At 70.2% G+C, this 24,058-nt stretch carries 19 protein-coding genes; 13 read left to right on the top strand and 6 right to left on the bottom strand.

The window, feature by feature from the left end; translation table 11 throughout:
* Positions 1–391: 391 nt before the first annotated feature.
* The 6 genes from H623_RS17755 to nirB form a co-directional block, all read right to left on the bottom strand.
* Positions 392–2,536, bottom strand: coding sequence for a molybdopterin oxidoreductase family protein (locus tag H623_RS17755; RefSeq protein WP_022899763.1), 2,145 nt, complete (start codon positions 2,534–2,536; stop codon positions 392–394).
* A gap of 18 nt (positions 2,537–2,554) precedes the next feature.
* On the bottom strand, positions 2,555–4,162 hold the full coding sequence (locus H623_RS0104540; protein WP_022899762.1) for an FAD-dependent oxidoreductase: 1,608 nt from the start codon (positions 4,160–4,162) through the stop codon (positions 2,555–2,557).
* Positions 4,162–5,607, bottom strand: a complete 1,446-nt coding sequence (locus H623_RS0104535; RefSeq protein WP_022899761.1) for an MFS transporter — start codon at positions 5,605–5,607, stop codon at positions 4,162–4,164. Before H623_RS0104535 ends, H623_RS0104540 begins: the two co-directional genes overlap by 1 nt.
* Before the next feature lie 278 nt (positions 5,608–5,885).
* Positions 5,886–7,037, bottom strand: coding sequence for a uroporphyrinogen-III synthase (locus tag H623_RS0104530; RefSeq protein ID WP_022899760.1), 1,152 nt, complete (start codon positions 7,035–7,037; stop codon positions 5,886–5,888).
* Positions 7,038–7,040: 3 nt separating this feature from the next.
* Entirely contained in the window at positions 7,041–7,811 is a 771-nt protein-coding gene (gene cobA / locus H623_RS17750; RefSeq protein WP_051143058.1) for a uroporphyrinogen-III C-methyltransferase, read from the bottom strand.
* Positions 7,808–10,498: a nitrite reductase large subunit NirB gene (nirB, locus tag H623_RS17745; protein WP_022899758.1), complete on the bottom strand. Its 2,691-nt coding sequence runs from the start codon at positions 10,496–10,498 to the stop codon at positions 7,808–7,810. Before nirB ends, cobA begins: the two co-directional genes overlap by 4 nt.
* Positions 10,499–10,749: 251 nt before the next feature.
* Here nirB and nirD point away from each other — a divergent pair, with 251 nt between their 5' ends.
* The 13 genes from nirD (at position 10,750) to H623_RS0104455 (ending at position 23,980) form a co-directional block, all read left to right on the top strand.
* Entirely contained in the window at positions 10,750–11,208 is a 459-nt protein-coding gene (nirD, locus tag H623_RS0104515; RefSeq protein WP_022899757.1) for a nitrite reductase small subunit NirD, read from the top strand.
* A complete protein-coding gene (locus H623_RS21890) occupies positions 11,205–13,676 on the top strand; it encodes an acyl-CoA dehydrogenase family protein (protein ID WP_022899756.1) in 2,472 nt (823 codons plus the stop codon). The genes nirD and H623_RS21890 overlap by 4 nt, the downstream gene beginning before the upstream one ends.
* A 67-nt stretch (positions 13,677–13,743) precedes the next feature.
* Positions 13,744–14,433 (top strand): tRNA (guanosine(37)-N1)-methyltransferase TrmD, encoded by a 690-nt coding sequence (gene trmD / locus H623_RS0104505; RefSeq protein WP_022899755.1) that lies wholly within the window; start codon positions 13,744–13,746, stop codon positions 14,431–14,433.
* A 141-nt stretch (positions 14,434–14,574) separates the two neighbouring features.
* Positions 14,575–15,099 (top strand): hypothetical protein, encoded by a 525-nt coding sequence (locus tag H623_RS17740; RefSeq protein WP_022899754.1) that lies wholly within the window; start codon positions 14,575–14,577, stop codon positions 15,097–15,099.
* A gap of 247 nt (positions 15,100–15,346) precedes the next feature.
* Positions 15,347–15,694: a 50S ribosomal protein L19 gene (gene rplS, locus H623_RS0104495; RefSeq protein ID WP_022899753.1), complete on the top strand. Its 348-nt coding sequence runs from the start codon at positions 15,347–15,349 to the stop codon at positions 15,692–15,694.
* Between the two features lie 164 nt (positions 15,695–15,858).
* On the top strand, positions 15,859–16,596 hold the full coding sequence (gene lepB, locus H623_RS0104490) for a signal peptidase I (protein ID WP_022899752.1): 738 nt from the start codon (positions 15,859–15,861) through the stop codon (positions 16,594–16,596).
* Positions 16,597–16,605: 9 nt separating this feature from the next.
* Positions 16,606–17,418 carry a ribonuclease HII gene (locus tag H623_RS17735; protein ID WP_022899751.1) on the top strand — a complete coding sequence of 271 codons (813 nt, stop codon included), beginning with the start codon at positions 16,606–16,608 and terminating at the stop codon, positions 17,416–17,418.
* A 13-nt stretch (positions 17,419–17,431) separates the two neighbouring features.
* Positions 17,432–17,755, top strand: coding sequence for a DUF2469 domain-containing protein (locus H623_RS0104480; protein WP_022899750.1), 324 nt, complete (start codon positions 17,432–17,434; stop codon positions 17,753–17,755).
* 242 nt (positions 17,756–17,997) lie between these two features.
* Positions 17,998–19,434, top strand: coding sequence for a beta-propeller fold lactonase family protein (locus tag H623_RS20865; protein ID WP_169514888.1), 1,437 nt, complete (start codon positions 17,998–18,000; stop codon positions 19,432–19,434).
* Positions 19,435–19,607: 173 nt separating this feature from the next.
* A complete protein-coding gene (locus tag H623_RS0104470; protein ID WP_022899748.1) occupies positions 19,608–19,973 on the top strand; it encodes a YraN family protein in 366 nt (121 codons plus the stop codon).
* Positions 19,973–21,499, top strand: a complete 1,527-nt coding sequence (locus tag H623_RS0104465) for a YifB family Mg chelatase-like AAA ATPase (RefSeq protein ID WP_022899747.1) — start codon at positions 19,973–19,975, stop codon at positions 21,497–21,499. The genes H623_RS0104470 and H623_RS0104465 overlap by 1 nt, the downstream gene beginning before the upstream one ends.
* Positions 21,500–21,501: 2 nt before the next feature.
* Positions 21,502–22,905, top strand: coding sequence for a DNA-processing protein DprA (dprA, locus tag H623_RS17725; protein WP_051143057.1), 1,404 nt, complete (start codon positions 21,502–21,504; stop codon positions 22,903–22,905).
* A gap of 127 nt (positions 22,906–23,032) precedes the next feature.
* Entirely contained in the window at positions 23,033–23,980 is a 948-nt protein-coding gene (locus H623_RS0104455; RefSeq protein ID WP_022899745.1) for a tyrosine recombinase XerC, read from the top strand.
* The last annotated feature ends 78 nt before the right edge of the window (positions 23,981–24,058 follow it).

The following is a 24,058-nucleotide window of genomic DNA, read 5'->3' as shown; positions in this document are numbered from 1 at the left end:
TTTCGACGCGTTCATGCCGGGAGCCGAGGTCGACGTGCTCAGGTCGCTGGTCTGAGAGCCGCGCGGTCGACGGCGTTCGTCCCTGTGGACTCCTCGAGCGGCAGACCCGGCGGCGCGTGAGTCGTGAGGAAGGACACCACAGCGTCGAGGGATGTGCCGGGGACCGTCCAGTATCCTTGGGCGTCCGCCATCGGCTGGCACAGCATCAGCACGGCCAGGGAGGAGGCGACGCCCTTCGCCGCGACGGGCCTTGATCGCTGCGCCGTCGCCGAGAGCCACGGGCGTCAGACTACTGGTCGACCGGGCGCCGTGGAAACGCGTCGTCGGGAACACCGGCTGAATTTTCGGCTGGGCCAGGCACTCGGCGGCACGTAGCCTCGCGTGCGGAACGTCAGGCGCGGGCGACCGTGACGACCGCCGTCTTGAACTCGGGCATCGCGGAGACCGGATCGACGGCATCGCTCGTGAGCAGGTTGGCGCTGTCCGCCTCCGGGAAATGGAACGGCAGGAAGACCGTGTCCATGCGGATGCCGGCGTCTAGCTTGACCGGAGCGGTGAGGTGTCCGCGGTCGTTCGCGATGACCGCGAGGTCGCCGTCGGCGAGGCCACGCGCATGCGCCGCCGCCGGATGCAGCACGAGCTCCACACGCGGACGCGCTGCGACCAGCTCGGGCACGCGGCGGGTCTGTGCTCCCGACTGGTACTGCTCGAGGAGTCGTCCGGTGACGAGCCAGAGCTGATCGGATCCGCGCGGCGTCTCGGGGTTCGGGCGGCGCCTCACCGACACGAATCGTGCGCGGCCGTCGGGATGCGCGAAACGCACGTCGAACGGCCTCGGCGTGGAGCTGCCGCCGGCAGGACACGGCCAGTGCACGGATTCGTCGCCGTCGAGCATCCCGTAGTCGATGCCCGAATAGTCGGATCTCCCGCCCGCGGATGCGCGTCCCAGCTCCGTGAACACCCTCTCGGCCTCGACGTCGAAGTGCACCTGCGGTGCGAGCCGTCCGGCGAGTTCGGCGAGGATCCAGAGTTCGCTCCGCGCCTCGCCCGGAGGATCGACGGTCCGACGCCGGCGCAGAACCCGACCCTCGAGATTCGTCATGGTTCCGTCCTCCTCCGCCCACTGGGTCACGGGGAGCACGACATCCGCTCGCTCCGCGGTCTCGCTCATCACGACGTCGCAGACCACGAGCGTGTCGAGCCGGTCGATCGCTGTGCGCACCGCGTCGACGTTCGGCGCGGAGACCACGGGATTCGAGCCGTGGATGAGCAGGCACCGCACGCCGTCCGCCGATCCCGCGCTCTCCAGCAGCCGGACGGCCGGGATGCCCGGCCCAGGGATCGCCTCCGGCTCGATGCCCCAGATGCGTGCGACGTGGTCGCGCGCTGCAGGATCGGTGATCGACCGGTATCCGGGCAGTTGGTCGGCCTTCTGCCCGTGCTCGCGCCCACCCTGACCGTTGCCCTGGCCGGTCATGGTGCCGTATCCCGATCCCGTCGTGCCGGGAAGCCCGAGCAGCAGGGCGAGGTTGATTGCTGCTGTCGCCGTGTCCGTGCCGTCCGCGTGCTGCTCCACGCCGCGACCGGTGAGGATGTACGCGTCGCCCTCCGCGAGCCGCCGCACCACCTGCCTCAGGCGTTCGGCCGGCACGCCCGTCGCCGCCTGGGTGCGCTCCGGCCACCACTCGGCGAGACTGCGGCGGAAAGATGCGAAGCCTGTCGTGCGCGCTTCGACGTAGTCGTCGTGCACGAGGTGTTCGGCGATCGCGAGGTGGGCGAGCCCGAGGAGGAGCGCAAGATCGGATCCGGGTGCCGGTGCGAGGTGCGTCCCCGCGCCGTCGTCGGTCAGCCGTGCTGTCGAGGAGCGGCGCGGATCCACCACGATGAGCCCGCCCGCGGCACGGGCACCCTCCAGATGTCCGAGAAACGGCGGCATCGTGTCCGCCATGTTCGACCCGAGGATGAGAATGGTGCGCGCCGTGTCGAGATCCGTCACGGGGAACGGCAGCCCGCGGTCGAGCCCGAAGGCCCGGTTCGCAGCTGCAGCGGCGGACGACATGCAGAACCGTCCGTTGTAGTCGATGCGCGAGGTGCGCAGCGCCGCTCGGGCGAACTTGCCGAGCTGGTAGGCCTTCTCGTTCGTGAGACCACCGCCGCCGAACACGCCGACGGCATCCGGCCCGCGCGCCGCCTCCGCCTCCCGGATGCGCAGGGCGACCAGATCGAGCGCGTCGTTCCACGAGGTCTCCACGAACTCGTCGTCGGCATCCCGGATCAGCGGTGCAGTGAGTCGTCCCGGAGCATCGAGCACGACGGTTGAGGTCCAGCCCTTCTTGCAGAGGCCGCCGCGGTTGGTCGGGAACGCGCGGCCGGCGACGTCGAGCAGAGGAGCACCGTCGGCGCGCTCCTTCGGACGCGTGAGGGTCATCGCGCACTGCAGCGCGCAGTACGGACAGTGCGTCGGAGTGCCCTGCGTCTCGGCACGGGACGGATCCGCTCGGGCAGACGCCTCGGGATCCGCGTCAGCGATGTTCATGGTCGTCCTCTCCTCGCGTCACACCCCGATGACCGCGGGGGAGCGATCGTCGAGCATTCCCTGGATGCGTTCCCGGCAGCCGCCGCAGCCGGTGCCCGCGCGGGTCGCCCCGCCGACATCGACGACGGTGGTCGCGCCGCACGCGATCGCCTCGCCGATGCGGCCGGCGCTCACGCCGTTGCACCAGCAGATGGTGGTCTCCGGCGTGATTGCGGAGGACTCCGCCGACGGATCGTGGTCGACGCCGTCGAAGCGCAGCACGACCGAGCGATCAGCAGGCAGCTCGGCGCCGCGCTCGAACAGAAGTGTCAGCTCGGAGGCGGTGCGGGGCATCCCGACGGTCGCGAATCCTGTCAGGACGCCCGCTCTGGTCACCGTCTTGACATACCCGCCGTGCTCGGGATCCGCCCATTGCGCCACTCGTCGTCCGTCGTCGAGCACGTCCCACGGCTCCGGGGTGACGTCGCCGGCGGCGACGCAGTCCACGCTCTCACCCTTCAGCATGACGATCGCCGGGCGCTCGTCCGGCGGTTCGAGGTCGAACGGGACCCCGGATGCCTCGGCCGCCAGCCTCGCCGCGAGCCAGTCCGCCTGCTGCCAGCCCGGCCCGATGAGTCCGCTCGGCCCGCCTCCCACGCGTCCGCCGGCCTGGGCCCAGGCACGGACGTCGGCGGGTGGATCGGCCACGTGCGCGCAGTCTCCGATGGCGTGCACCGACGGATCCGTCCACGACGTGAGCGTGCGGTCCACGAGGATGCCCGCCTCCACCGGCAGCCCCGCGAGCGTGGCCAGCTCACTCCGCGCGCCCACGCCGCAGGAGAGCACGAGCAGCCCGCCGTGCACGTGCTTGCCGTCGGCCGTCACGAGAGCGTCGAAGTGCGCCTCGCGCGTGTCCGGATCGTGGCGCACGGCGACGGCTTCGGCCCTGGAGTGCGCCACGATGCCGACGCCCGCCGCCCGCAGCGCGGCGGCCAGCGTGAGTCCGGCGCCGCGGTCGAGATTCCTCGGCATCGGGGTCGGTCCGTGGTGCACGACGACGACCTCGCAGCCGGCCGCGGCGAGCAGGAGGGCGAGCTCCAGACCGAGCACGCCGGCGCCGAGGACGACCACGCGTTGCCGGGCCTGAACGGCGGTGGCGACGCGGGCGGCGTCGTCGAGGTCCCGGAGGGCTGTGACGCCGCGAGGGAGGCGGTCGTCGAGTCCGATCGTCGCGGCGTCGGTTCGGCGCAGCGATCCCGCGTCCCGTGCGGTGCGTGGCACCCCGTCGAGCGTGGGGATGTTCGCGCGCGCACCGGTCGCGAACACGATGCGGTCGTAGCCGATCTCGGAGTCCGTCCCCGAGCCGTCGTCGACGGAGGCCACGTGTCGCGCAGCATCGACGGCGGTCACCCGCGCTCCGAGGAAGACGCGGGCACCGGCATCCGCGAGCTCGTCGGCGTCGTGCACGAGGATCTCGTCGAAACCCATGCCGCCGACGGCATGTTCGGCCACTAAGACCCTGTTGTACGCAGGGACGGGCTCGGCGCCGACGATGGTGACCTCGACGGCGCCGGACCGCAGCGCGGGCAGCAGGCCCTCGGCCAGCCGTGCGCCGACCGGTCCGGCCCCCACGATGAGAACGTGCATCAGATGCGGTGTCCGGCGAGGCGTCCGCGCGGCGTGAAGTACACCGCGAGCGTCAGCACGAGAAGCACCGCGTACCCGGCGACGAACCAGAGGAAGGCGGACTCGTAGCCGCCGGTCGTGGTGAACGAGAGGTTCAGCACCTGCGGGATGAGGAACCCTCCGTACGCGCCGATCGCGGAGATGATTCCGAGCGCCGCGGCGGAGCGTCGCTGGGCGTCCTGGGCGGCCGGGTCGTCGGGTCCCGTCGCGCCGCTGGCGACGAGGAAGACCGTCGGGATCATGCGATACGTCGCACCGTTCCCGATGCCGCTTGCCACGAACAGCACCAGGAAGAAGGCGAGGAACAGCCAGAACGATCCGGCCGGCAGGGTGAGCACGACGGCCAGGGCGATCACACCCATCACGGCGAAGGAGAGCGCAGCGACCACCGTGCCGCCGAATCGGTCCGCGAGTCGTCCGCCGTATGGCCGTGCGAGCGATCCGACCAGAGCGCCGAGGAACGCCAGCGAGAGCGCTGCGGGTCCGATCGGGATCGTCGCGAACGCCGGGAACTGGTCGGCGATGAGCTTCGGGAAGACGCCGGCGAAGCCGATGAACGATCCGAACGTTCCGATGTAGAGCAGAGCGAGCAGCCACAGATGCGGCTCCTTGACAGCGGAGGCGGATGCCGCGAAGTCGGTCTTCGCGTTCGCCAGGTTGTTCAGGCCCTTCCATGTGCCGACCATCGCCACGACGATCAGCGGCACCCACATCCATCCGGCGATCCCGAGGCCGAGCCCTGCGCTCGCGGTCAGCGCGACGACGACCGGAACCGCGAGCTGCGCGACGGCAGCGCCGAGATTGCCGCCTGCGGCGTTCAGGCCGAGCGCCCATCCCTTCTCGCGCTGCGGGAAGAAGAACGTGATGTTCGACATGGAGCTGGCGAAGTTGCCGCCGCCGAATCCGGCGAGCCCGGCGACCGTGAGCAGCACCCAGAACGGCGTCGCCGGGTTGCCGACGGCGAGGGCGAGTCCGACGGTCGGCACGAGCAGCAGAGCGGCGGACACGATGGTCCAGTTGCGCCCACCGATCAGCGGGACCATGAACGAGTACGGGATGCGCAGGGTCGCGCCGACCAGGCTGGGCAGGGAGATGAGCCAGAAGCTCTCGCTGGTCGTGAGGTGGAATCCGGCTCCTGGCAGCGGCACCACGACGATCGACCAGAGCTGCCAGACCACGAATCCGAGGAACTCCGCGAAGACGGACCAGCCGAGGTTGCGGCGCGCGATCGAGCGGCCCTGAAGGGCCCACTGTGCGGCATCCTCGGGGTTCCAGCCCTCGATCCAGCTGCCGGGGCGGAAAGCGAGCGGTGCGCCGGCGGCGGTGGCCGGCGACGGGATGTCGGCGGACCCGGATCGGGGCTGCGCCGGGTGCGCGGATGGTGCGGCGTCGACGGTTTCCGTCATGTCATCCTCCAGCTGTGCGCTGTCGCATCGAATGGGATGCCTCGACGGTACGAAGGGGCTGTTTCGGAGGATCGCGCCGCTCGTAACCGCGGTGGAACGTTGTCCCCACCACCACGTCGAGACGCGGTGAGGTGGTGGCACCCGGCTCGATTCAGACCCCGGCCGTCTGCGCCAGGAAGACGGATGCCGCCTCGGAATCGGCTATCTCTGCGTGCCGGATGCCCGCGGGCGCTGCTGCCCGACGACACACCATTGCAGAGGATCCGGAATCTCCACTCTCAGCCGTCGAGCACGTCGATGCGGTAGCCGCGCTTGACGACGGTCGTGATGAGGCCCGGCGCGTCCAGAGCGGTGCGCAGCCGGCTGAGCGCCATGTCCAGCACGTGGTCGTCGACCGTGCCGACGAGGATGCGCGACAGCTGATCGCGAGACACGACGGCTCCTCTTGCGCGGAAGATCGGCCCGAACACGGCCACCTGAGCCGGCGTGAGAGGTACGTGGCGATCCCCGATCCGCACGACCGCCCCGCGCAGCTGCACGCGACCATGCTGTGTGCGGAGGCCGTCGGACGCCGTGCGCTCCAGGTGCTCGCAGACGAGTCGGATGAGGGCGCCCATCCGGAACCGCTCGGGCTGGAGCGGACTCAGCCCGGCGGCGAGGAGCGGAGCGGCCGTGACAGGACCGACGACGGCGGGCACCACGCGGTCCGTCATCGCGTCGAGGAGGTCGTTGCGGCGGCCCATGGCATCCGCGGCATCGAACAGCGCTTCGACGGCCGGGGCACTGGTGAAGGTGATGCAGTCGAGCTGGTCGGAGCAGGCCACCTCGATCAGCCGCTGCACGCGGAGGTCGGAGCCGTCGGTCGTGCGCCAGCTGTACGGGGCGACGGTGAGCACGCGGTGGCCAGCTATGCGCAGGCGTTCCAGCTGCGGCTCGTCGATGCGGCCGTGCACCTGCACCGCCACCGTCAGTCCTGGCGGATACGACGCGAGCACGCGATCAACGAGGGATGCCGTGGTCTCCTCGTCGCTCATGCCCGCGTCGTCGAGTCCGGCCGCGCGGATGCCGCCCCGTGCCTTGGGGCCGCGCACCAGGATCTCGGCCCGCGACAGAGCGGCCACGAGGTCCTCGCCGAGCCCGGCGGCATCCGACACCTCGAACCAGCGACGGATGCCGTACGCCGTCGTCGCCAGCAGGATGTCGGGCCACGCCGCGATCATCGCGCGGGTGTCCGCGATGACCGGGTCGTCGGCATCCGCATTTACCATGCGGATGGTCGGTGCATGGATCACCTGGGCCCCGCGCCGCTCGAACGCGTCGATCAGGTCGCCGCTGCGCCGGTCGCTCGTGACGCCGATGCGGAAGCCCTGCAGCTGATCGGGGCGGAAGCCCGGAACGGTCTCCGTCGTCTCGACCCGGTCTTCGGTCATGGTTTACGCGAACTCCTGCGCACGTGCGAGCTGCCGGTCGTCAGCGTCGTCCCCGTCGACGGCGAGCCGCACGACCTCTCCGATCACGATGACGGCGGGTGAGGTGACGCCCGCGACGCCCGCGGCCGTCACGATACCGTGCAGGTCGGAGACGGTGGTGCGCTGTGCAACCGTGAAGCCGCGTTCGACGGCAGCAACGGGCGTCGTGCCGGCCATGCCGTGGCGCGCGAGCCCTGCGACGAGCGACGGCAGGGTGCCGACGCCCATGAGCACGACGATGGTGCCTCCGAGGCCCGCGAGGTGCCGCAGCTCGTCGTCCGTGAGCGGCGCGTGACCGGAGACGACCGTGAAGAGGCGGCTCACGCCGCGGTGCGTGAGCGGGATGCCGGCCGCAGCGGGCACGGACGTCGCGCTCGTCACGCCGGGGATGACCCGCACAGGAATCCCGGTCGCTCGGCACGCGGCCACCTCCTCGCCGCCGCGACCGAGCACGTAGCTGTCGCCTCCCTTGAGGCGCACGACGCGGGATCCGGCGCGGGCGTGTTCGACGAGCATCCGCTCGATCTCGCGCTGCTCGACGGCGTGGTGGCCAGGACGCTTACCCACGTCGATCAGGACTGCATCCGGAGCGAGCTCGGCCAGACGCTCGTGCGGTGCGAGGCGATCGTACAGCACGACATCCGCGGTCTGGAGCGCCTTCAGGCCTCCTACCGTCATCAGGTCGAGGTCGCCGGGTCCGCCGCCGACGAGCGTCACCGTTCCGATCGCGTTCATGCTTCGACTCCGTTCTCGATGTCGGAACGTCGCACGGACGGCATCCCGAGCCCGACCACGCCGTCCGACTCGTCCTGGCGTGCGGGGCGCAGCTGACCCCGCTCGACGACTCGGGGCAGTCCGGTGTCCGGCGCATCCGGCGCATTGACGAACGAGCGGAAACGGCGCAGCCGGTCGGGGTCGGCGAGCGTCGCGGCCCACTCGTCCTGGTAGTCGTCGACGTGCCGGTGCATCGTCGCCTCGAGCTCGTCGGCCAGGCCGAGCGAGTCGTCCACGACGACGCCGCGCACGTGCTCGAGACCGCCGTCGATGTCCTCGATCCAGCGTGCGGTGCGCTGAAGGCGGTCGGCCGTGCGGATGTAGTACACGAGATACCGGTCGATGTAGCGGATGAGCGTCTCGTCGTCCAGGTCGGTCGCCAGCAGTTGCGCGTGGGCCGGCTGGAGGCCGCCGTTGCCGCCGACGTACAGGTTCCAGCCCTCTGAGGTGGCGATGACTCCGACGTCCTTGCCGCGGGCCTCCGCGCACTCGCGCGCGCATCCGGAGACGCCGATCTTCAGCTTGTGCGGCGCCCGCAGTCCGCGGTAGCGCAGCTCGAGACGGATGGCCATGCCGACAGAGTCCTGCACGCCGTACCGGCACCACGTGGAGCCGACGCAGCTCTTCACGTTGCGCAGCGCCTTGCCGTACGCGTGGCCCGACTCGAAGCCGGCGTCCACGAGCCGACGCCAGATGTCGGGCAGCTGGTCCAGTTGTGCGCCGAACAGGTCGATGCGCTGTCCGCCGGTGATCTTCGTGTACAGGCCGAACTCTTCTGCCACCGCGGCGATCACCGCGAGCTTCTGCGGCGTGATCTCCCCGCCCGGAATGCGCGGGACCACGGAGTAGCTACCGTCCTTCTGCAGGTTCGCCAGGGCGCGGTCGTTCGTGTCCTGCAGCCCGCCGCGGCCACCGTCGAGAATGTAGTCGCCGTGCTGACTGGCGAGCATGGAGGCCACGGCCGGCTTGCACACGTCGCACCCGCGGCCGGTGCCGAACCGGGCGATGATCTCATCGAACGAGGTCAGGGCGAGCACGCGCACGCCGTCGAACAACTCCTGACGGCTCATCGGGAAGTGCTCGCACATCGCGTTCGACACGGCGACGCCGGCGGCCCTGAGTTCCTTCTCGAGCAGCTTCTTCACGAGCGGCACACAGGAGCCGCACTGCGTCCCCGCGCGGGTGCACGCTTTCAGCGACGCGAGGTCGTGGCATCCCGCACCGTCGTCGCCACCGGTGTGCACGGCCTCGCGCACGGTGCCCGCCGTGACGTTGTTGCACGAGCACAGGATGGCATCGTCGGGCAGATCGCTCTCGGGTGTTTCGCCGCCGACGGAGAGGTAGGCCGACGGTTCGGCGGACAACTCGCGACCCAGCAGGGGGCGCAGCGCAGAGTACGGCGCGGCATCCCCGACGAAGACGCCGCCGAGAAGCGTCTTCGCATCCTGCGTGACGACCACCTTCTGGTACAGACCGCGCGCCGGATCCGCGTACACGATCTCCAGGGCGCCCTCGGCTTCCCCGAGCGTGTCGCCGAAGCTGGCCACATCGACGCCGGAGAGCTTGAGTGCGGTCGCGTCGTCGATCGTGGTGAACTCCGCGTGGCCGCCCAGCAGACGGTCGGCGACCGTCTCCGCCATCGCATTCGCCGGTGCGACGAGCCCGATGCAGCGGCCGTTCACGCTGGCCGTCTCGCCGATCGCGAAGATGCGCGGGTCGCTCGTGCGGCAGTCCGGCGTGATCGCGACGCCGCCGTGCTCGCCGAGCCGAAGCCCCGACGTGCGGGCCAGCTCGTCGCGAGCACGGATGCCGATGGCGAAGACGAGGACATCGGTCGGCACGGTCTGCCCGTTGGTGAACTTCACGGCGTGCAGGTGGCCGTCGTCGAGCAGCAACTCCTGTGGCCTGGTGCCGAGGTGCAGCGCGATGCCGCGCTGTGCGATCAACCGCGAAAGCGCCTGCCCGGCGCCCTCGTCGAGCTGCGCCGACATGAGCCAGCTGCCGGAGTGCACGACCGACGCTTCGACACCGAGCCGGGCGAGGCCTCCGGCCGCCTCGAGCCCGAGCAGGCCGCCGCCGGCGACCATGACGCGGGCCGGCCGGCCCAGGCTCTCCCGTAGCTGGGCACACTCGGCCACGAGGGCATCCACGTCGTCGATCGTGCGATAGACGCGAGCGTGCTCGCTGCCGCGGATCTCCGGCACGGGAGCGCTCGAACCGGTCGCGAGCACCAGCTCGTCGTAGGCGATGGCATCTCCGTCGTCGGTGCGCACCACGCGCGCTTCGCGGTCGACGGACACGGCACGCACACCAGAGCGCAGCCGTACGCGCTCGTCGTCCCAGACCGTCGACGGCGACAGCGTGAGATCCTCGGGCCCGTCGAGCCGGCGGCTGAGCGACACGCGGTCGTACGGCAGGTGCGACTCCTCGCCGATCACGGTCAGACGGATGCCGTGCTTCTCTTCGCGCGACACGAGCGCGTCCACGAGACGGTGGGCTGCAGGGCCGCCGCCGATCACCACGACGTGGCGTGAGGCGTCCGCCGCGGTCGCTCTGTCGGCTGCGGCCGAGCGGCCCGACTCTGCCGACGTGCCGGTTCCGGTCGTTCCGTTTGCTCCGGCGTCCGAGTGTTCCTGGGCGGGCGTCATGCTCGTTCCTCTCCGTGGTCTCCGGCGATGTGCCGAGCGTAGGAACGGGTTGTTTCCGTCTCTTTTCCCGATCGTGAACGGCAGACGCATCGCACCTCACGCCGGTCGGGCAGGCGGTGAGAAGGACTTCACGCGCTCGAAACACGGCGGCGACGGGCCGTAACACGACCTTCCTACGCTCGAACGAACAGATCAGCAGCCACCGCTGAATCGGCCACCGCCGAACCAGCCACCACCGCGAGGAGCGCGCCATGACACTGTCCATCGACCGTCACCAATCCGGCCTCAGCGCGTCGCGCCGGAGCGCGTCCCGCCCGTTCGTGCACACGGCTTCGACGGCCTCCCACCGCGCTGCCGTCCCCACGCACGCCGACGCGTGGCAGCGGGTGTGCCCCGTCGCCGAGCTCGAGCCCGGCTGGGGCGAGGTCGCGCTGCTCGCCGACCGCCGGGTCGCCCTGTTCCGCCTCGGCGACACAGAGCTGTATGCGGTCGACCACGTCGATCCGACGACGTCGGCGCCGGTCATGGCGCGCGGCATCGTCGGTTCCATGGTCGTCGACGCGAACGAACGTCCCACCGTCGCCTCCCCGCTTCTGAAGCAGGTCTACGACCTCGCCACAGGGGAGTGTCTGAGCGGTCCGGGCCCGGCTATCACCACCTACCGCACGCGCGTGGTCGCCGGATACGTCGAGATCGAGCTCGCCGCGTGACGTCCGCCGTCGCGCTCGTTTCGCACGGCACGTCATCACCGGCCGGTCGGCGGGCGGTCGCCGCCCTCATCGATGCAGTCACCGTACGCGCGCCGTCGAGACGCATCATCTCCGGCTTCGTCGACGTGCAGCAGCCCGACCTGCGGGCCATGCTGGCCCGCGCCAACGGCGGCATCGTCGTTCCGCTCCTGCTCTCGGCGGGCTATCACGTGCACGTCGACATGCGAGACGCAGTGCGTGCGGAGACCGGCCGCTGGGTGCTCGCGGCGGCTCTCGGCCCCGACGCCCGGCTCTGCGAGCTTCTGGCTCACCGGCTGCGCGAGGCCGGCTGGGCACCGGGCGACGCGATCGTGCTGGCGGCGGCCGGCAGCAGTGATCCGCGCGCCGTCACGGACTGCCGCGACATGGCATCCCGCCTCGAACGCGAGTTGGGATGCGACGTGGCCTGCGGTTTCATCTCCGCCGCCATCCCGCGCCTGCAGGATGCCGTGCGCGCGGTCGGTGCGGCCCGTCCCGGCCGCCGCGTGGTCGTCGCGACCTACCTGCTGGCGCCCGGCTACTTCGCTGATCTGGCGCCGAGCTCGCGCTTGCCGCCGGTGCCGCCGTCGTCAGCGCGCCGCTCGTGCGTGCCGACGCACCGGTGTCCGACGAACTCGTCGACATCGTGCTGGATCGTCTGGATCGCGCGGAAACCGCCGCCTGCGACGGCAGCCCCGCCGGGGTGCTGCGGGGTGTTCCGGAGTTCGCGCGCATGCGCGAAGATGGAGCCGCCGTGCTCGCCTGAGACCGCTCGTGGCTGCCGGGCGCGGTTCACGAAGGGACGGGTTTCGATGGCGAAGCCGCAACCGCACCTCACGCACGGGGTGACGAACCAGGCGCCGGAACGCGTCGACCTGAACGAGTTCACCGCGCATCCAGCGCTCGTCGAGTCGGTCGCCGCGAACGATGCGGCCTGGGCGATCGATGAGCTCACCGCCGTCGGCGACCTGGTCGGCACCGCGGCGTTCCGGCACGATGCCGAGCTGGCCAACACGCACGAGCCCGTGCTGCGCGCGTTCGACAGACACGGCATCCGCATCGACGAGGTCGAGTACGACGAGTCGTACCACCGGATCATCGCCTCGGCCGTGTCGCACGGCGCCCACACCGCGGCGTGGGCGCAGCCGAGGCCGGGTGCGAACGTCGCGCGTGCGGCGACGTTCATGCTCTTCGCGCAGGTCGAGGCTGGGCACGCGTGTCCGGTCTCCATGACGCACGCCGTGGTCCCCGCGCTGCGGCAGCAGAGCGAACTGGCGCAGAAATGGATGCCGCGACTGCTCAGCCGCGACTACGACGGCCGCCTCGTGCCAGGAAAGCGCAGCGCTCTGTTCGGTATGGCGATGACCGAGAAGCAGGGCGGCTCCGATGTGCGCGCGAACACGACACGCGCCGTGCCCGCGGGAGACGCCTGGCTGCTGACCGGCCACAAGTGGTTCTGCTCAGCCCCGATGAGCGATGCCTTCCTCGTGCTCGCGCAGACGGATGCCGGGCTCGGCTGCTTCCTCGTGCCTCGCGTTCTCGACGACGGGACGCGCAACGTGTTCCGGATCCAGCGGTTGAAGAACAAGCTCGGCAACCGGTCGAACGCCTCCAGCGAGGTCGAGTTCGAAGGAACCGTCGGGTTCGCCGTCGGCGCGGAGGGACGCGGCGTGCGCACCATCATCGAGATGGTCGCCCGCACGCGGCTGGACTGCATACTCGGCACCGCCGCCGGGATGCGGCAGTCCGTGGCCGAGGCCGCGTGGCACGTTCGCCATCGCGCAGCGTTCGGGCGCACGCTGATCGATCAGCCACTGATGCGCAACGTCGTGGCCGACCTTGCCCTGGAGTCCGAGGCGGCCGTGGCACTCGGCCTGCGCCTCGCCCGCGCGCACGACGAGGATGCCTCGGAGTCGGAGATCGCGTTCCGCCGCCTCGCGACCGCCGCCGCCAAGTACTGGATCTGCAAGCGCGGACCCGGTCACGCCTCCGAGGCGCTGGAGTGCCTGGGCGGCAACGGCTACATCGAGGACTTCCCGCTCGCCCGTCGCTACCGCGAGCAGCCCGTGATGGCGGTGTGGGAGGGCAGCGGCAACGTGATCGCGCTGGACATCCTGCGCGTCCTCGCGCGGGAGCCGGATTCCGTCGCCGCCGTGCGGGACGAGCTCGCGTCGGCAGCGGGCGCCGATCGGCGGCTTGCGGCCCTCCTGCGATCGATCGATGCGCGGCTGGCATCGGCAACGGGGCGTGAGCCCGACGAGATCGCGTTCGACGCGCGTCGTCTCGCCGAAGACCTGGCACTCGCGCTGCAGGCGAGCGTGCTTCTGCGGCGCGCACCAAGCGCCGTCTCCGGAGCCTTCTGCTCGGCACGCCTGGGCGAGGACCGCGGTGCGCTCTACGGGACGCTTCCGACGGGAACGAACGTGACGGGCATCCTCGACCGGGTGTGAGCGCGTGGGCGTCGGCGTGGCACGATGCGTCGGGGGTCGGCGCCGCGGCGCTCCCTAGACTTGCGGGGTGCGCATCGACATCGTGACGATCTTCCCGGCGATCTTCGACGCCCTCGATGTCTCACTGCTCGGAAGGGCGAAGCAGAACGGCATCGTCGACGTGCGGGTCCGCGACCTGCGCGACCACACGCACGACCGCCACCGCACCGTCGACGACACGCCGTACGGCGGTGGCGCCGGCATGGTGATGAAGCCGGAACCCTGGGGCGAGGCGCTGGACGCCGCGCTCGAGCGCACGGACGACCCCGTCGTCATCTTCCCGTCTCCGGCCGGCGAGGTCTTCACCCAGTCACTGGCACGACAGCTCAGCGAGGAGCGGCACCTGGTATTCGGATGCGGCCGCTATGAGGGCATCGATCAGCGCGTCTTCGACGACACCGCCGTCCGTGCCCGGGTGCGTCTGGTGAGCCTCGGCGACTACGTGCTCAACGGGGGAGAGGTGGCCGTGATGGCCATGCTCGAGGCCATCGTGCGGCTCATCCCCGGCGTGGTCGGCAACCCGCGGAGCCTGGTCGAGGAGTCTCACGAGGACGGCCTGCTGGAGTATCCGACCTACACCAAGCCGCCGGTGTGGCGGGGACGTGAAGTGCCGCCGGTGCTGCTCAGCGGCAACCACGGCGAGATCGCGCGCTGGCGCCGGCAGCAGCAGGTCGAGCGCACGCGGCGCGTGCGTCCCGATCTGCTCGACGAGGACTGACGCGACTCGCTCGCGCCGACCCCCGCTGGCCCGTTGTCACGTGCGGCTGCGCCGCTGCTTGTTGTCGTGTGCGGCTGCGCCGCTGGCGAACCCGGCGGCGCTTCCCAGCCGCCGTCCCGGCTGCGCGCGTAGCCTTCAGGCATGGTGCTGCGCAGGGCGTTGACGAGATGGCAGTTGTTCGCCATCCCCGTGTTGCCGCTGTGGCTGCTGGTCGGCTTCGGCGTGTTCGGTTCCGGTGGCGGCTTCTTCCTCACGTTCCTCGGTTCTGGCGTGCTGTTCGTCCTTCTGGCGGTACTCGCCGGGCTCACGCGGGCGCGTCCCTTCGTGCGCGAGCACGGCGCGATGAACCGGGCGGATGCCGCGGCCACCGTCGCCTTCCACCTCGCCGTGGTCGGACTCGGGTTCTTCGGGCCCGGCGCGATCTGGTTCGGCCTGGCGGCCGTGCTGCTCGGGCTCGCCACGTTCTGGCTCACGGCGCTGGAGCTGGTGCGGGAGTGGCGCGAGCGGGTCTCGGGTGCGGTGGCGCGGGCATCCGGTCGTGCGCCTCGCGCGGGCGCCGGTTCCGGCGAGAACCCCGACCACACAGCGCCGCGAACGCCCAAGCGGATGCAGGGGCCTGGCTTCGACGACGGCGACGTGATCATCGTGCACGAGAACGGGCAATGACGCTGCCCCATTGATGCTGCAGCGAACGGATGCCCTCGGCCGCCGCCCTGAGGACCGCCACCGTTTTGGAGGCACGCCCCGCCTCGTGGCAGAATAGAACGCTGTGTCGCGGCACGTGCTCTGCCTCCGGGGAGCCACGCACGGTGCGCCGCTCTGCTGAGTGGACGCGCGAGCGGCACGCATTCACCCCAACTTTCATCCATTTGATCCGTGCTCGACCGGTGGCGGGCACAGAGAGCGAAACATCATGCATATCCTCGACGCCGTCGATGCTGCCTCACTGCGCAGCGACATTCCGGACTTCCGCCCCGGCGACACCGTCAAGGTGCACGTCAACATCACGGAGGGCAACCGCTCCCGTATCCAGGTCTTCCAGGGCGTGGTCATCGCCCGCAGCGGTGAGGGCGTCCGCGAGACGTTCACGGTGCGCAAGGTGAGTTTCCAGGTCGGCGTGGAGCGCACCTTCCCGGTGCACTCGCCGGTCATCGACCACATCGAGATCGTCACCCGCGGTGACGTGCGTCGCGCCAAGCTCTACTACCTGCGCGAGCTGCGCGGCAAGAAGGCCAAGATCAAGGAGAAGCGCGAGGCGTAGGCCTCCACCCGCTTCCTCGCCGCGTGTTCGCGGCATTCTCTGGGCTCCCGATCCTCTACACTTCAGGACGGGAGCTCAGGCGTTTAACGGGCGTTGCGCGCCGGTCGGCCTCCTGGGAAATTCCACGCCCGGCGGCTCATCGATTGGCGCAACACAGCAGGCACATGACAGACGAATCACTGCCCACCAGGTCCGACCGTTCGGCGGCCGCGAAGAAGAACAAGCAGCGCAGCCTCAAACTCTTCCTCCGTGACCTGGTGATCATCTTCCTGGTCGCGATTCTCGTCTCGTTCCTGATCAAGACGTTCGTCGTCCGGTCGTTCTACATTCCCTCGGGTTCCATGGAGAACACGTTGCAGATCAACGATCTGATCATCGTGAACGAGCTCGAGCCGAAGCTCATGCCGATCCACCACGGCGACGTCGTCGTGTTCACGGACCCGGGCGGATGGCTGCCAGCGAACATGGAGAAGTCCGATACGAACCCCATCGAGTGGGCGCTCTCACTGGTCGGCCTTGCCGCGCCGGACAGCGACGACCACCTGGTCAAGCGCGTCATCGGGCTCCCCGGCGACAAGGTGTCGTGCTGCAACGCCCTAGGCCAGCTGAGCGTGAACGGATCACCGCTCAACGAGCCCTACGTCAAGCTTCCTCCTGGCGACTCCGAGGCCGCTGCGGTGCACTTCAGCGTCACGGTGCCCAAGGGCAAGCTGTGGGTGATGGGCGACAACCGCCACAACTCGCAGGACTCCTCTCTGAACCAGAATCTGCCGGGCAAGGGCTTCGTGCCCGAGAAGGATGTCGTCGGCCGGGCCATCGTGATCAGCTGGCCGATCAGTCACTGGACCTGGCTCTCCAACTATCCCGACGTGTTCCGCGGCGCCGAAGAGGAAAGCAAGTAGCCTTCCCTCGTGGCAGCACGAAGCACTTCCACACGCACGACCGGGACCCGCGCGGGCTCGGCGGGCGCGCGTCGCGCGCGCAACACGCCGAGCTACCGGTTCGAGTCCGAGCTGTTGTCCGCCGGCAGTCTCACCGTCATCGGGTGCGACGAGGTGGGCCGTGGCGCGCTCGCGGGACCGGTGGCCGTCGGCATGGTCGTCGTGGACGCGCGGGTCGGACGCTGGCCGAAGGGCCTGCGCGACTCGAAGCTCCTCCCGGAGCCGAAGCGCGAGGAGCTCGCTCCGCTCTGCATGACCTGGGTCAGGCACCACGCGGTCGGACTCGCCTCGGCCGAGGAGGTCGACGCGTACGGCATCATGGCCTGCCTGAGCATGGCGGGCGCCCGCGCGTTCTCCGCTTTGCAGGCATCCGGCGCCGGCTGGGATGCCTGCACCATCGTCCTCGACGGCAACCACGACTACCTCACGCGGTCGCTCCCGGTGCCCGTACCGGTGGTGCCCCGGGTCAAGGCCGACATGTCCTGCGCGTCGGTGGCGGCGGCATCCGTCATCGCGAAGGTCCATCGTGACGCGCTGATGATCCAGCAGGATGCGGTACACCCCGGATACTCCTGGAGCAGCAACAAGGGCTACGCGAGCGCCGCGCACCTGGAGGCGATCCGCCGGCTGGGCCCGAGCCCGTTGCATCGTCGAACCTGGCTGAAGGCGGAGACGTCCTCGGAGCAGCAGACTCTGCAGTTCGCGTTCGACGAGCCCGACTCGCACATCGAGACGATCACGGGCGGGGTCGCGGTGGACGGCGTCGCCGCGGCGTCAGCGTAGACTTTTCGGCACGATGGACGAAGACGAATTCGACGACTATGACCGCGAGGTCGAGCTGGCGCTGTACCGCGAATACCGCGACATCGTCTCGCAGTTCAAGTATGTGATCGAGACCGAGCGCCGGTTCTACCTGGCGAATGAGGTGGAGTTCGTGCGCCGCGACACGGCGAACGACTTCTACTTCGAGATCACGATGCACGACGTCTGGGTCTGGGACGTCTACCGTTCCGACCGGTTCGTCAAGTCCGTGCGCGTGTTGACGTTCAAAGACGTGAACATCGAGGAGCTCTCGAGCAAGGAGTTCGAGCTCCCCAAGGAGCTCGCACTCGACGAGTAGCGGATGCCCGTGGGCGGTGTCGCCGAAGCGTAACGCCGCCACAGTGCTTCTCGCGCCCGGCCTCGGATGCCTCACGACGGCGCGTCGCTCGTGTCCCGTTCGACGGTGCGACCGCCAAACGGGAGATGGACGGACGGGCGCTCGGTGCACCGATCTGTCGCCCCCTGATCGGGGCATCGCTCGACACTGCGGAGTGCACCATCGTGGGGGAGATGCGCCGTCTCTCCCGAGTCTCCCTCACCGTGTCTGCTGCCGTCGCGTTGTCGACGGGCCTCGCCCTCGGCGCCGAGATGCCCGCGCAAGCGGCGACCGCCACCTCGACGCAGGTCCCGGTCGGAACCGGACCGGTCGCGGTCGCGATCTCGCCCGATGGAAGCACCGCGTACGTGGCGAACGAGGACTCGGCCAACGTGACAGTGGTGGATCTGGCGACGCACAGCGTTGTCGCGACCTTGCCTGACAGGCAGACGCCCTATGCGATCGCCGTCTCGCCCGACGGCAAGTGGGTCTACGTCGCTGACTACGGCAGCAAGACGATCTCCCTCATCGATGCCACCACGAACACGGCGGTCGGGCCGCAGACCGTGTTCTCCTCGAGCCCGAACGGCGTCGCGTTCTCATCGGACGGAAAGTATCTGCTGGTGACGACGTTCGGTGCCCCGGGCGATACGGGAACACTGACCCGGCTCGAGATCGATCCCCACACCGGCGCATCGGGTGCGCCGCAGACGATGTGGTCCGCGACCGGATCGCAGCCGCTCACGGGACCCAGCGCCGTGGCCATGGGGGGACATGGCGGGGCGTTCACGAATATGAACCTGAACGGCGGCTCCGTGGGCTGCCTCTCCGCCGATGGCACCGTGACGGGAATGCTGACTGTCGGCGGCATGCCGCAGGGCGTGGCGGTGAACCCGGCCGGCACAGTGGCCGCCGTAGTGCAGCTGTCGACGAGGGTGGTGACGCTCGTCGACCTGGCGACATGCACCGCGGTGTCGTCGGCCGACGTCGGAATGAGCCCGGTGACCGCGTCCTTCTCTCCGGACGGATCCCGCGTCTTCGTCTCGAACGCCGGAGCGAGCAGCATCTCCGTGATCGATGCGGCCGACGGCGCCGTCCTAGCCACACCGAGCGTCGATTCTGCCGGACCGATGGGCTCGGCCGTCACGCCGGATGGAACGATCCTGGCCGTCGCGGGACAGTCGAACAACGTCCTCGGCCTCTACATGCTGCCGACGGCATCCGCTCCGGCCTCGATGAGCGTGCAGGCGGGAACGACGGCCGCGTTCAGCACGACCGTCAGCGGATCGCCCGACTCCGTCGCCTGGCAGCGCAGCACCGACGGGGGCGCGACCTGGAACGACGTGGCTGGCGCGACGAGCACCACGTATTCGTTCGTCGCCCGGAGTTCCGATAACGGGATGCTCGTGCGCGCCGTTGCGAGAAGCACACTGTGGGGCGACGCGGTGTCGGGAGCGGGGACGCTCACCGTGACGGCTCCGGCGGCAAGCGGTACGACGCCCGCGGGAACCTCGACGTCCACCGGCGCTGCGGAGCTGGCCGAGAGCGGAAGCGATGCGGCGTGGCCTCTGACTGCTGCCGCGGTGCTGCTCGCGCTCGGCCTCGGATGCCTGGCGATGGTGCGCCGCTCGCGTCGCGTTCGACAGTGCTCCCGCTCCTGAAGGGCGGCTGCAGGCGAGCTCTCAGCGGCTGGCCCGCTCGCCGAACGAGTCTTTCGCCAGCAATGCCTCATCTTGCCGTCCCCAGGAGTGCCTTCCACTGACGATCCCCGATTCCGGATCACCGCGGGCAAGCCCGGCTCGCTTCCTCGCCATGCTGGCGGGGGAGGCAACGGATGGCACGCAAAGACGAACTGGGACGCCGGGGCGAAGAACTCGCGACGCGTTACCTGACAGCGCACGGATATCGGGTCCTGTCCCGCAATTGGCGATGTTCGCTTGGTGAGATCGATGTGATCGCCGAACGGAGCGGGCTGGTCGCCATCGTGGAGGTGAAGACGCGCTCGTCGTTGGCGTACGGGCATCCGTTCGACGCCATCACTGCGCAGAAGGCGGCGCGGCTGCGCAGGCTCGCCGCGCAGTGGTGCCAGGAGACGGGCGAGGCTGTGCGCGAGCTGCGCATCGACGCGATCGCCGTGCTGGCTCCCGCAGGAGCATTGGACCGCGACGTCGTCATCGAGCACCTGACCGGGATCTGCTGATGGCTGTCGCGCACACGAGGTCCATCGCCCTCGTCGGGCTATCGCCGAGCGTGGTCGACGTGGAGGCGGACATCTCGCCTGGGCTACCCGGCTTCTGGGTGATCGGGTTGCCGGATGCCGCTCTCGGTGAGTCCCGCGGTCGGGTGCGTGCCGCGGCGTCCAATTCCGGGCTGCCGATCACCTCGCGCAAGCTCACCGTGAGCCTCTCGCCGGCCGCCTTGCCGAAGCACGGCAGCGGCTTCGATCTCGCCATCGCCCTGTCGGCACTGGCAGCGGCCGGCGACGTTCCCGCGGGCCCCGTCTCCGAGACGGTGCACATCGGCGAGCTCGGACTCGACGGGCGGCTGCGGCCGACTCCCGGCGTTCTGCCCGCCGTCATCGGTGCGGTGCGCGCCGGCAGCCCACGGGTCATGGTGCCCTCGGCCAATGCCGATGAGGCGAGGCTCGTTCCGGGCGCCGAGGTGCTCGCCGTGTCGTCGCTCCGCGAGGCGGCGATCCGGCACGGTGCCGAGCTCGACCCCGAGCCGGTGGAGGCGTGGCCGGCTCCGCCCGCAGAGGACGACGACGTCGAAGCCGCCGAGCTGGCCGACGTGGTAGGCAACGAGGAAGCCATCGAGGCGCTGACGGTGGCGGCCGCGGGTGGACACCACGTCTTCTTCGTCGGGCCTCCCGGCGCCGGCAAGACCATGCTGGCCGAGCGATTGCCGGGATTGCTGCCCGATCTCGGCACCGCCGCCTCGCTCGAGGCGACGTCGGTGCGATCGCTCGCCGGCGACCCGGTGGCCGGCCTCGTGACGCGTCCACCGTTCGAGGCGCCGCACCACACCGCCACGGCGGCTGCCATCGTGGGCGGGGGCAGCGGTCGAATCCGGCCGGGCGCCGCGGTGCGTGCGTCGCACGGCGTGCTCTTCCTCGATGAGGCTCCGGAGTTCGCATCGTCGGTGCTCGACGTGCTTCGACAGCCGCTCGAGTCGGGCGAGATCCGAATTCATCGCGCCAATGCCGTCGCGACGTTTCCGGGCCGGTTCCAGCTCGTGATGGCGGCGAATCCGTGCCCGTGCGGCCAGTACGAGTCGGGCGACGCGGACTGCACCTGCGCCCCGCGGTCGCGCATGCGATACCTGGCCAAGATCTCGGGCCCACTGCTCGATCGGGTCGACATCCGTCTGCGTGTACGCCGCACCACGGCAGCTCAGCTCGCTTTGGCCTCGACGTCGAAACGACTCACGACGGCCGAAGCGCGGGCTCGTGTTCAGGGCGCACGCGAGTCCGCTGCGGCACGACTTGCCGGTACGCCTTGGATGATCAATGCGCAGGTTCCCGGCAGTTGGCTGCGCGAAAAGGCTCGAGCCTTCCCACCCGGCACCACGGCCGTTCTGGATCGCGCGCTGGAACGCGGCGCGATCACCATGCGCGGCTACGACCGCTCGTTGCGAGTCGCCTGGTCGATAGCCGATCTCGCGGGCAGGGACAGGCCGGCGGCGGAGGACGTGTCCGCCGCGCTCTTCCTGCGGAAGGGACTGTGAGCATGTATGTCTTCGGCCTCGATCCCGCGCACCTGCGCTCACTGATCACACCGGTCAGCGGAACCACCGAACTCGAGGATGGCGAGGTCGCTTACCGCTTCGCCCGTGCCGCTTGGTCCGTGATCACGGAGCCGGGCGATGGCGACGCCGGCGCGCTCATCGCGCGGTTCGGCGCGGCTGAGGCCCTGCGACGCGTGCTGCGTGAAGCCGGGATCGATGCCCCGGGCGCCGCGAGCGGCGAGAGCACCGACGTGGTATCTGTCGTCGATGCTCGTGAAGGCGACGCCGGCCATCCGGGAGACGGGCTTGCTGACGGCGACCTGCGGACGGCTTTCTCCCGATGGAAGCCTCGGCTCCGCGCCGGAGACGTCGAACGAGCGCTGACGCTGGCCGCCAGGGCCGGGGTCCGGATGCTCGTGCCGCCCGGTACGGAGGGCCAGACGTCCAGCACGACCGGCGTATCGCACGGTGCGGAACGCACGCCATCCGGAACAGAACGCCTGCCCGTCGATGCAGGGCAGGGCACTGACGCGGGCGGCCGGCTCCGCGACCCGTGGCCCGCCGGCGTGGCCGATCTCGGTGTGCACGCGCCCGTGGTGCTGTGGGCGCGGGGTGCGCCGCATCTGCTCGAAGTTCTCTCCCGCTCCGTCGCGCTCGTGGGGGCACGCGCGGCCTCCGGCTACGGCGAACACGTCGCCGGGGAGTTGTCGGCCGGCCTCGTCGAGCGCGGACTCGCCGTCGTCTCGGGCGCCGCCTACGGCATCGACGGCATGGCGCATCGGGCGGCGCTCGCTTCGAGCGGTGTGACGATCGCGTTCCTCGCGGGAGGCGTTGACCGTTTCTACCCGGCCGGGCACGACGAACTGCTGCGCCGGATCGTCGATCGAGGCCTCGTGCTCTCCGAGCCACCCTGTGGTGCGGCACCCACGAAATGGAGGTTTCTGGAGCGGAACCGGCTCATCGCGGCCTGCAGCTCCGCGACGGTGGTCGTGGAGGCGGGCGCCCGGTCGGGTTCCCTGAACACCGCCGGGCACGCGGCATCGCTGGGGCGACCGCTCGGCGCCGTGCCCGGACCCATCACGTCTCCCGCCTCGGCGGGCTGCCATCGGCTTCTGCGTGAGTACGACGCCGTCTGCGTGACAAATGCGGCAGAGGCCGCAGAGCTCGTCGCGCCTCAGCTGGTGCCGGAGCTCCGGGACGATCGGGATGTCGCCGCACGCGACTCTGCTCAGACCGTGAGGCTGTTGGACGCGCTGACCACCCGCACGGCGCGCACGCCGGGAGAGGTCGCCGCCCTATCCGGACTCGGCCTCGGCGCCGTGCTCGCGGGCCTGGGCGAGCTGGAAATCGACGGGAGAGTGCGCGAAGCCGGCGAAGGCTGGGTGGCCGTGCCACGGCGACGCTGATGATGACTGCGTGGAGGCGCCGCGCGGCCGTCGTCGACGGCGGTCGGGGCGCGGTGTCATGTGGTGATCGTGAGGGCTGCGGTTCCGTACTCGCCGGGTGTCGCCCCTGCTCCGCGACGGTGGAGGCATGCAAGCTGGAGTCGTGCAGTGGGAACGGGCGATCGCCGACTACGAGACGCACCTGAGGTCTGAACGGGGCTACTCGGTGGCCACTCTGCGCTCGTACGGCAGCGATCTGCGAGCGCTCGCGAGCTTCGCTGCGGAACACGCCGTCTCCGATCCCGCTGCTGTCGACCTCGGCCTGCTGCGGGACTGGCTGTGGGCAGCCCAGCAGGCGGACCTCTCGAAGGCGTCCATCGCCCGCCGCGCCGCCGCTGCTCGCGGATTCACCGCGTGGCTCGAGCGCACCGGGGCGGCGGTGACGGATGCCGGTCGTCGGTTGCGCGCCCCCAAGGCCGACCGCAGACTTCCGCGCGTGGTCACCGTGCAACAGGCATCCGATCTACTCGACGGTCTTGCCGAACGGGCAGCGACCGGCGACCCCATCGCGGTGCGCGACGCCGCCGTCGTCGAGCTGCTCTACGCGTCGGGGCTGCGCGTCTCCGAACTCGTCGGCATCGACGTGGACGACGTCGATCTCGATCGGCTGACCGCTCGTGTGCTCGGCAAGGGGGCGAAGGAGCGGGTCGTGCCGTTCGGCGTGCCCGCACTGAACGCGATGGTCGACTACCTGCGCATGGCGCGCCCGGCGCTGTTCGCCCGTCGCGGGAACGTGGTAGCGCGATCCTCAGACGATGATGCCGCCCTCTTCCTCGGCGCACACGGAGGCCGACTCAACACGCGAACCGTGTACCGTCTCGTGTCCGGTCTGCTCGAGAACCTTCCCGGCTCTGGTCCCTCGGGGCCGCACACGCTCCGGCACACGGCGGCGACGCATCTCCTCGACGGGGGAGCGGACCTCCGCGCCGTGCAGGAACTGCTCGGCCATGCGAGTCTCGGCACGACACAGATCTACACGCACGTGTCAGCGGAGCGACTCAAGGAGAGCTACCAGCGGGCGCATCCGCGCGCCTGAACCCTCGAAGAAGACGGGGGCGACCACGCGAGCGACGCGGATCAGCGGCGCGGATCGTTCGAGCGATGCCGATCGGGC

It is taken from the genome of Humibacter albus DSM 18994, from assembly GCF_000421825.1.
In the GTDB taxonomy this organism is placed as follows: Bacteria; Actinomycetota; Actinomycetes; order Actinomycetales; family Microbacteriaceae; genus Humibacter; species Humibacter albus.
Note: the sequence above shows the minus strand (reverse complement) of the source record. Positions and strands in the feature narration are given on the sequence as shown.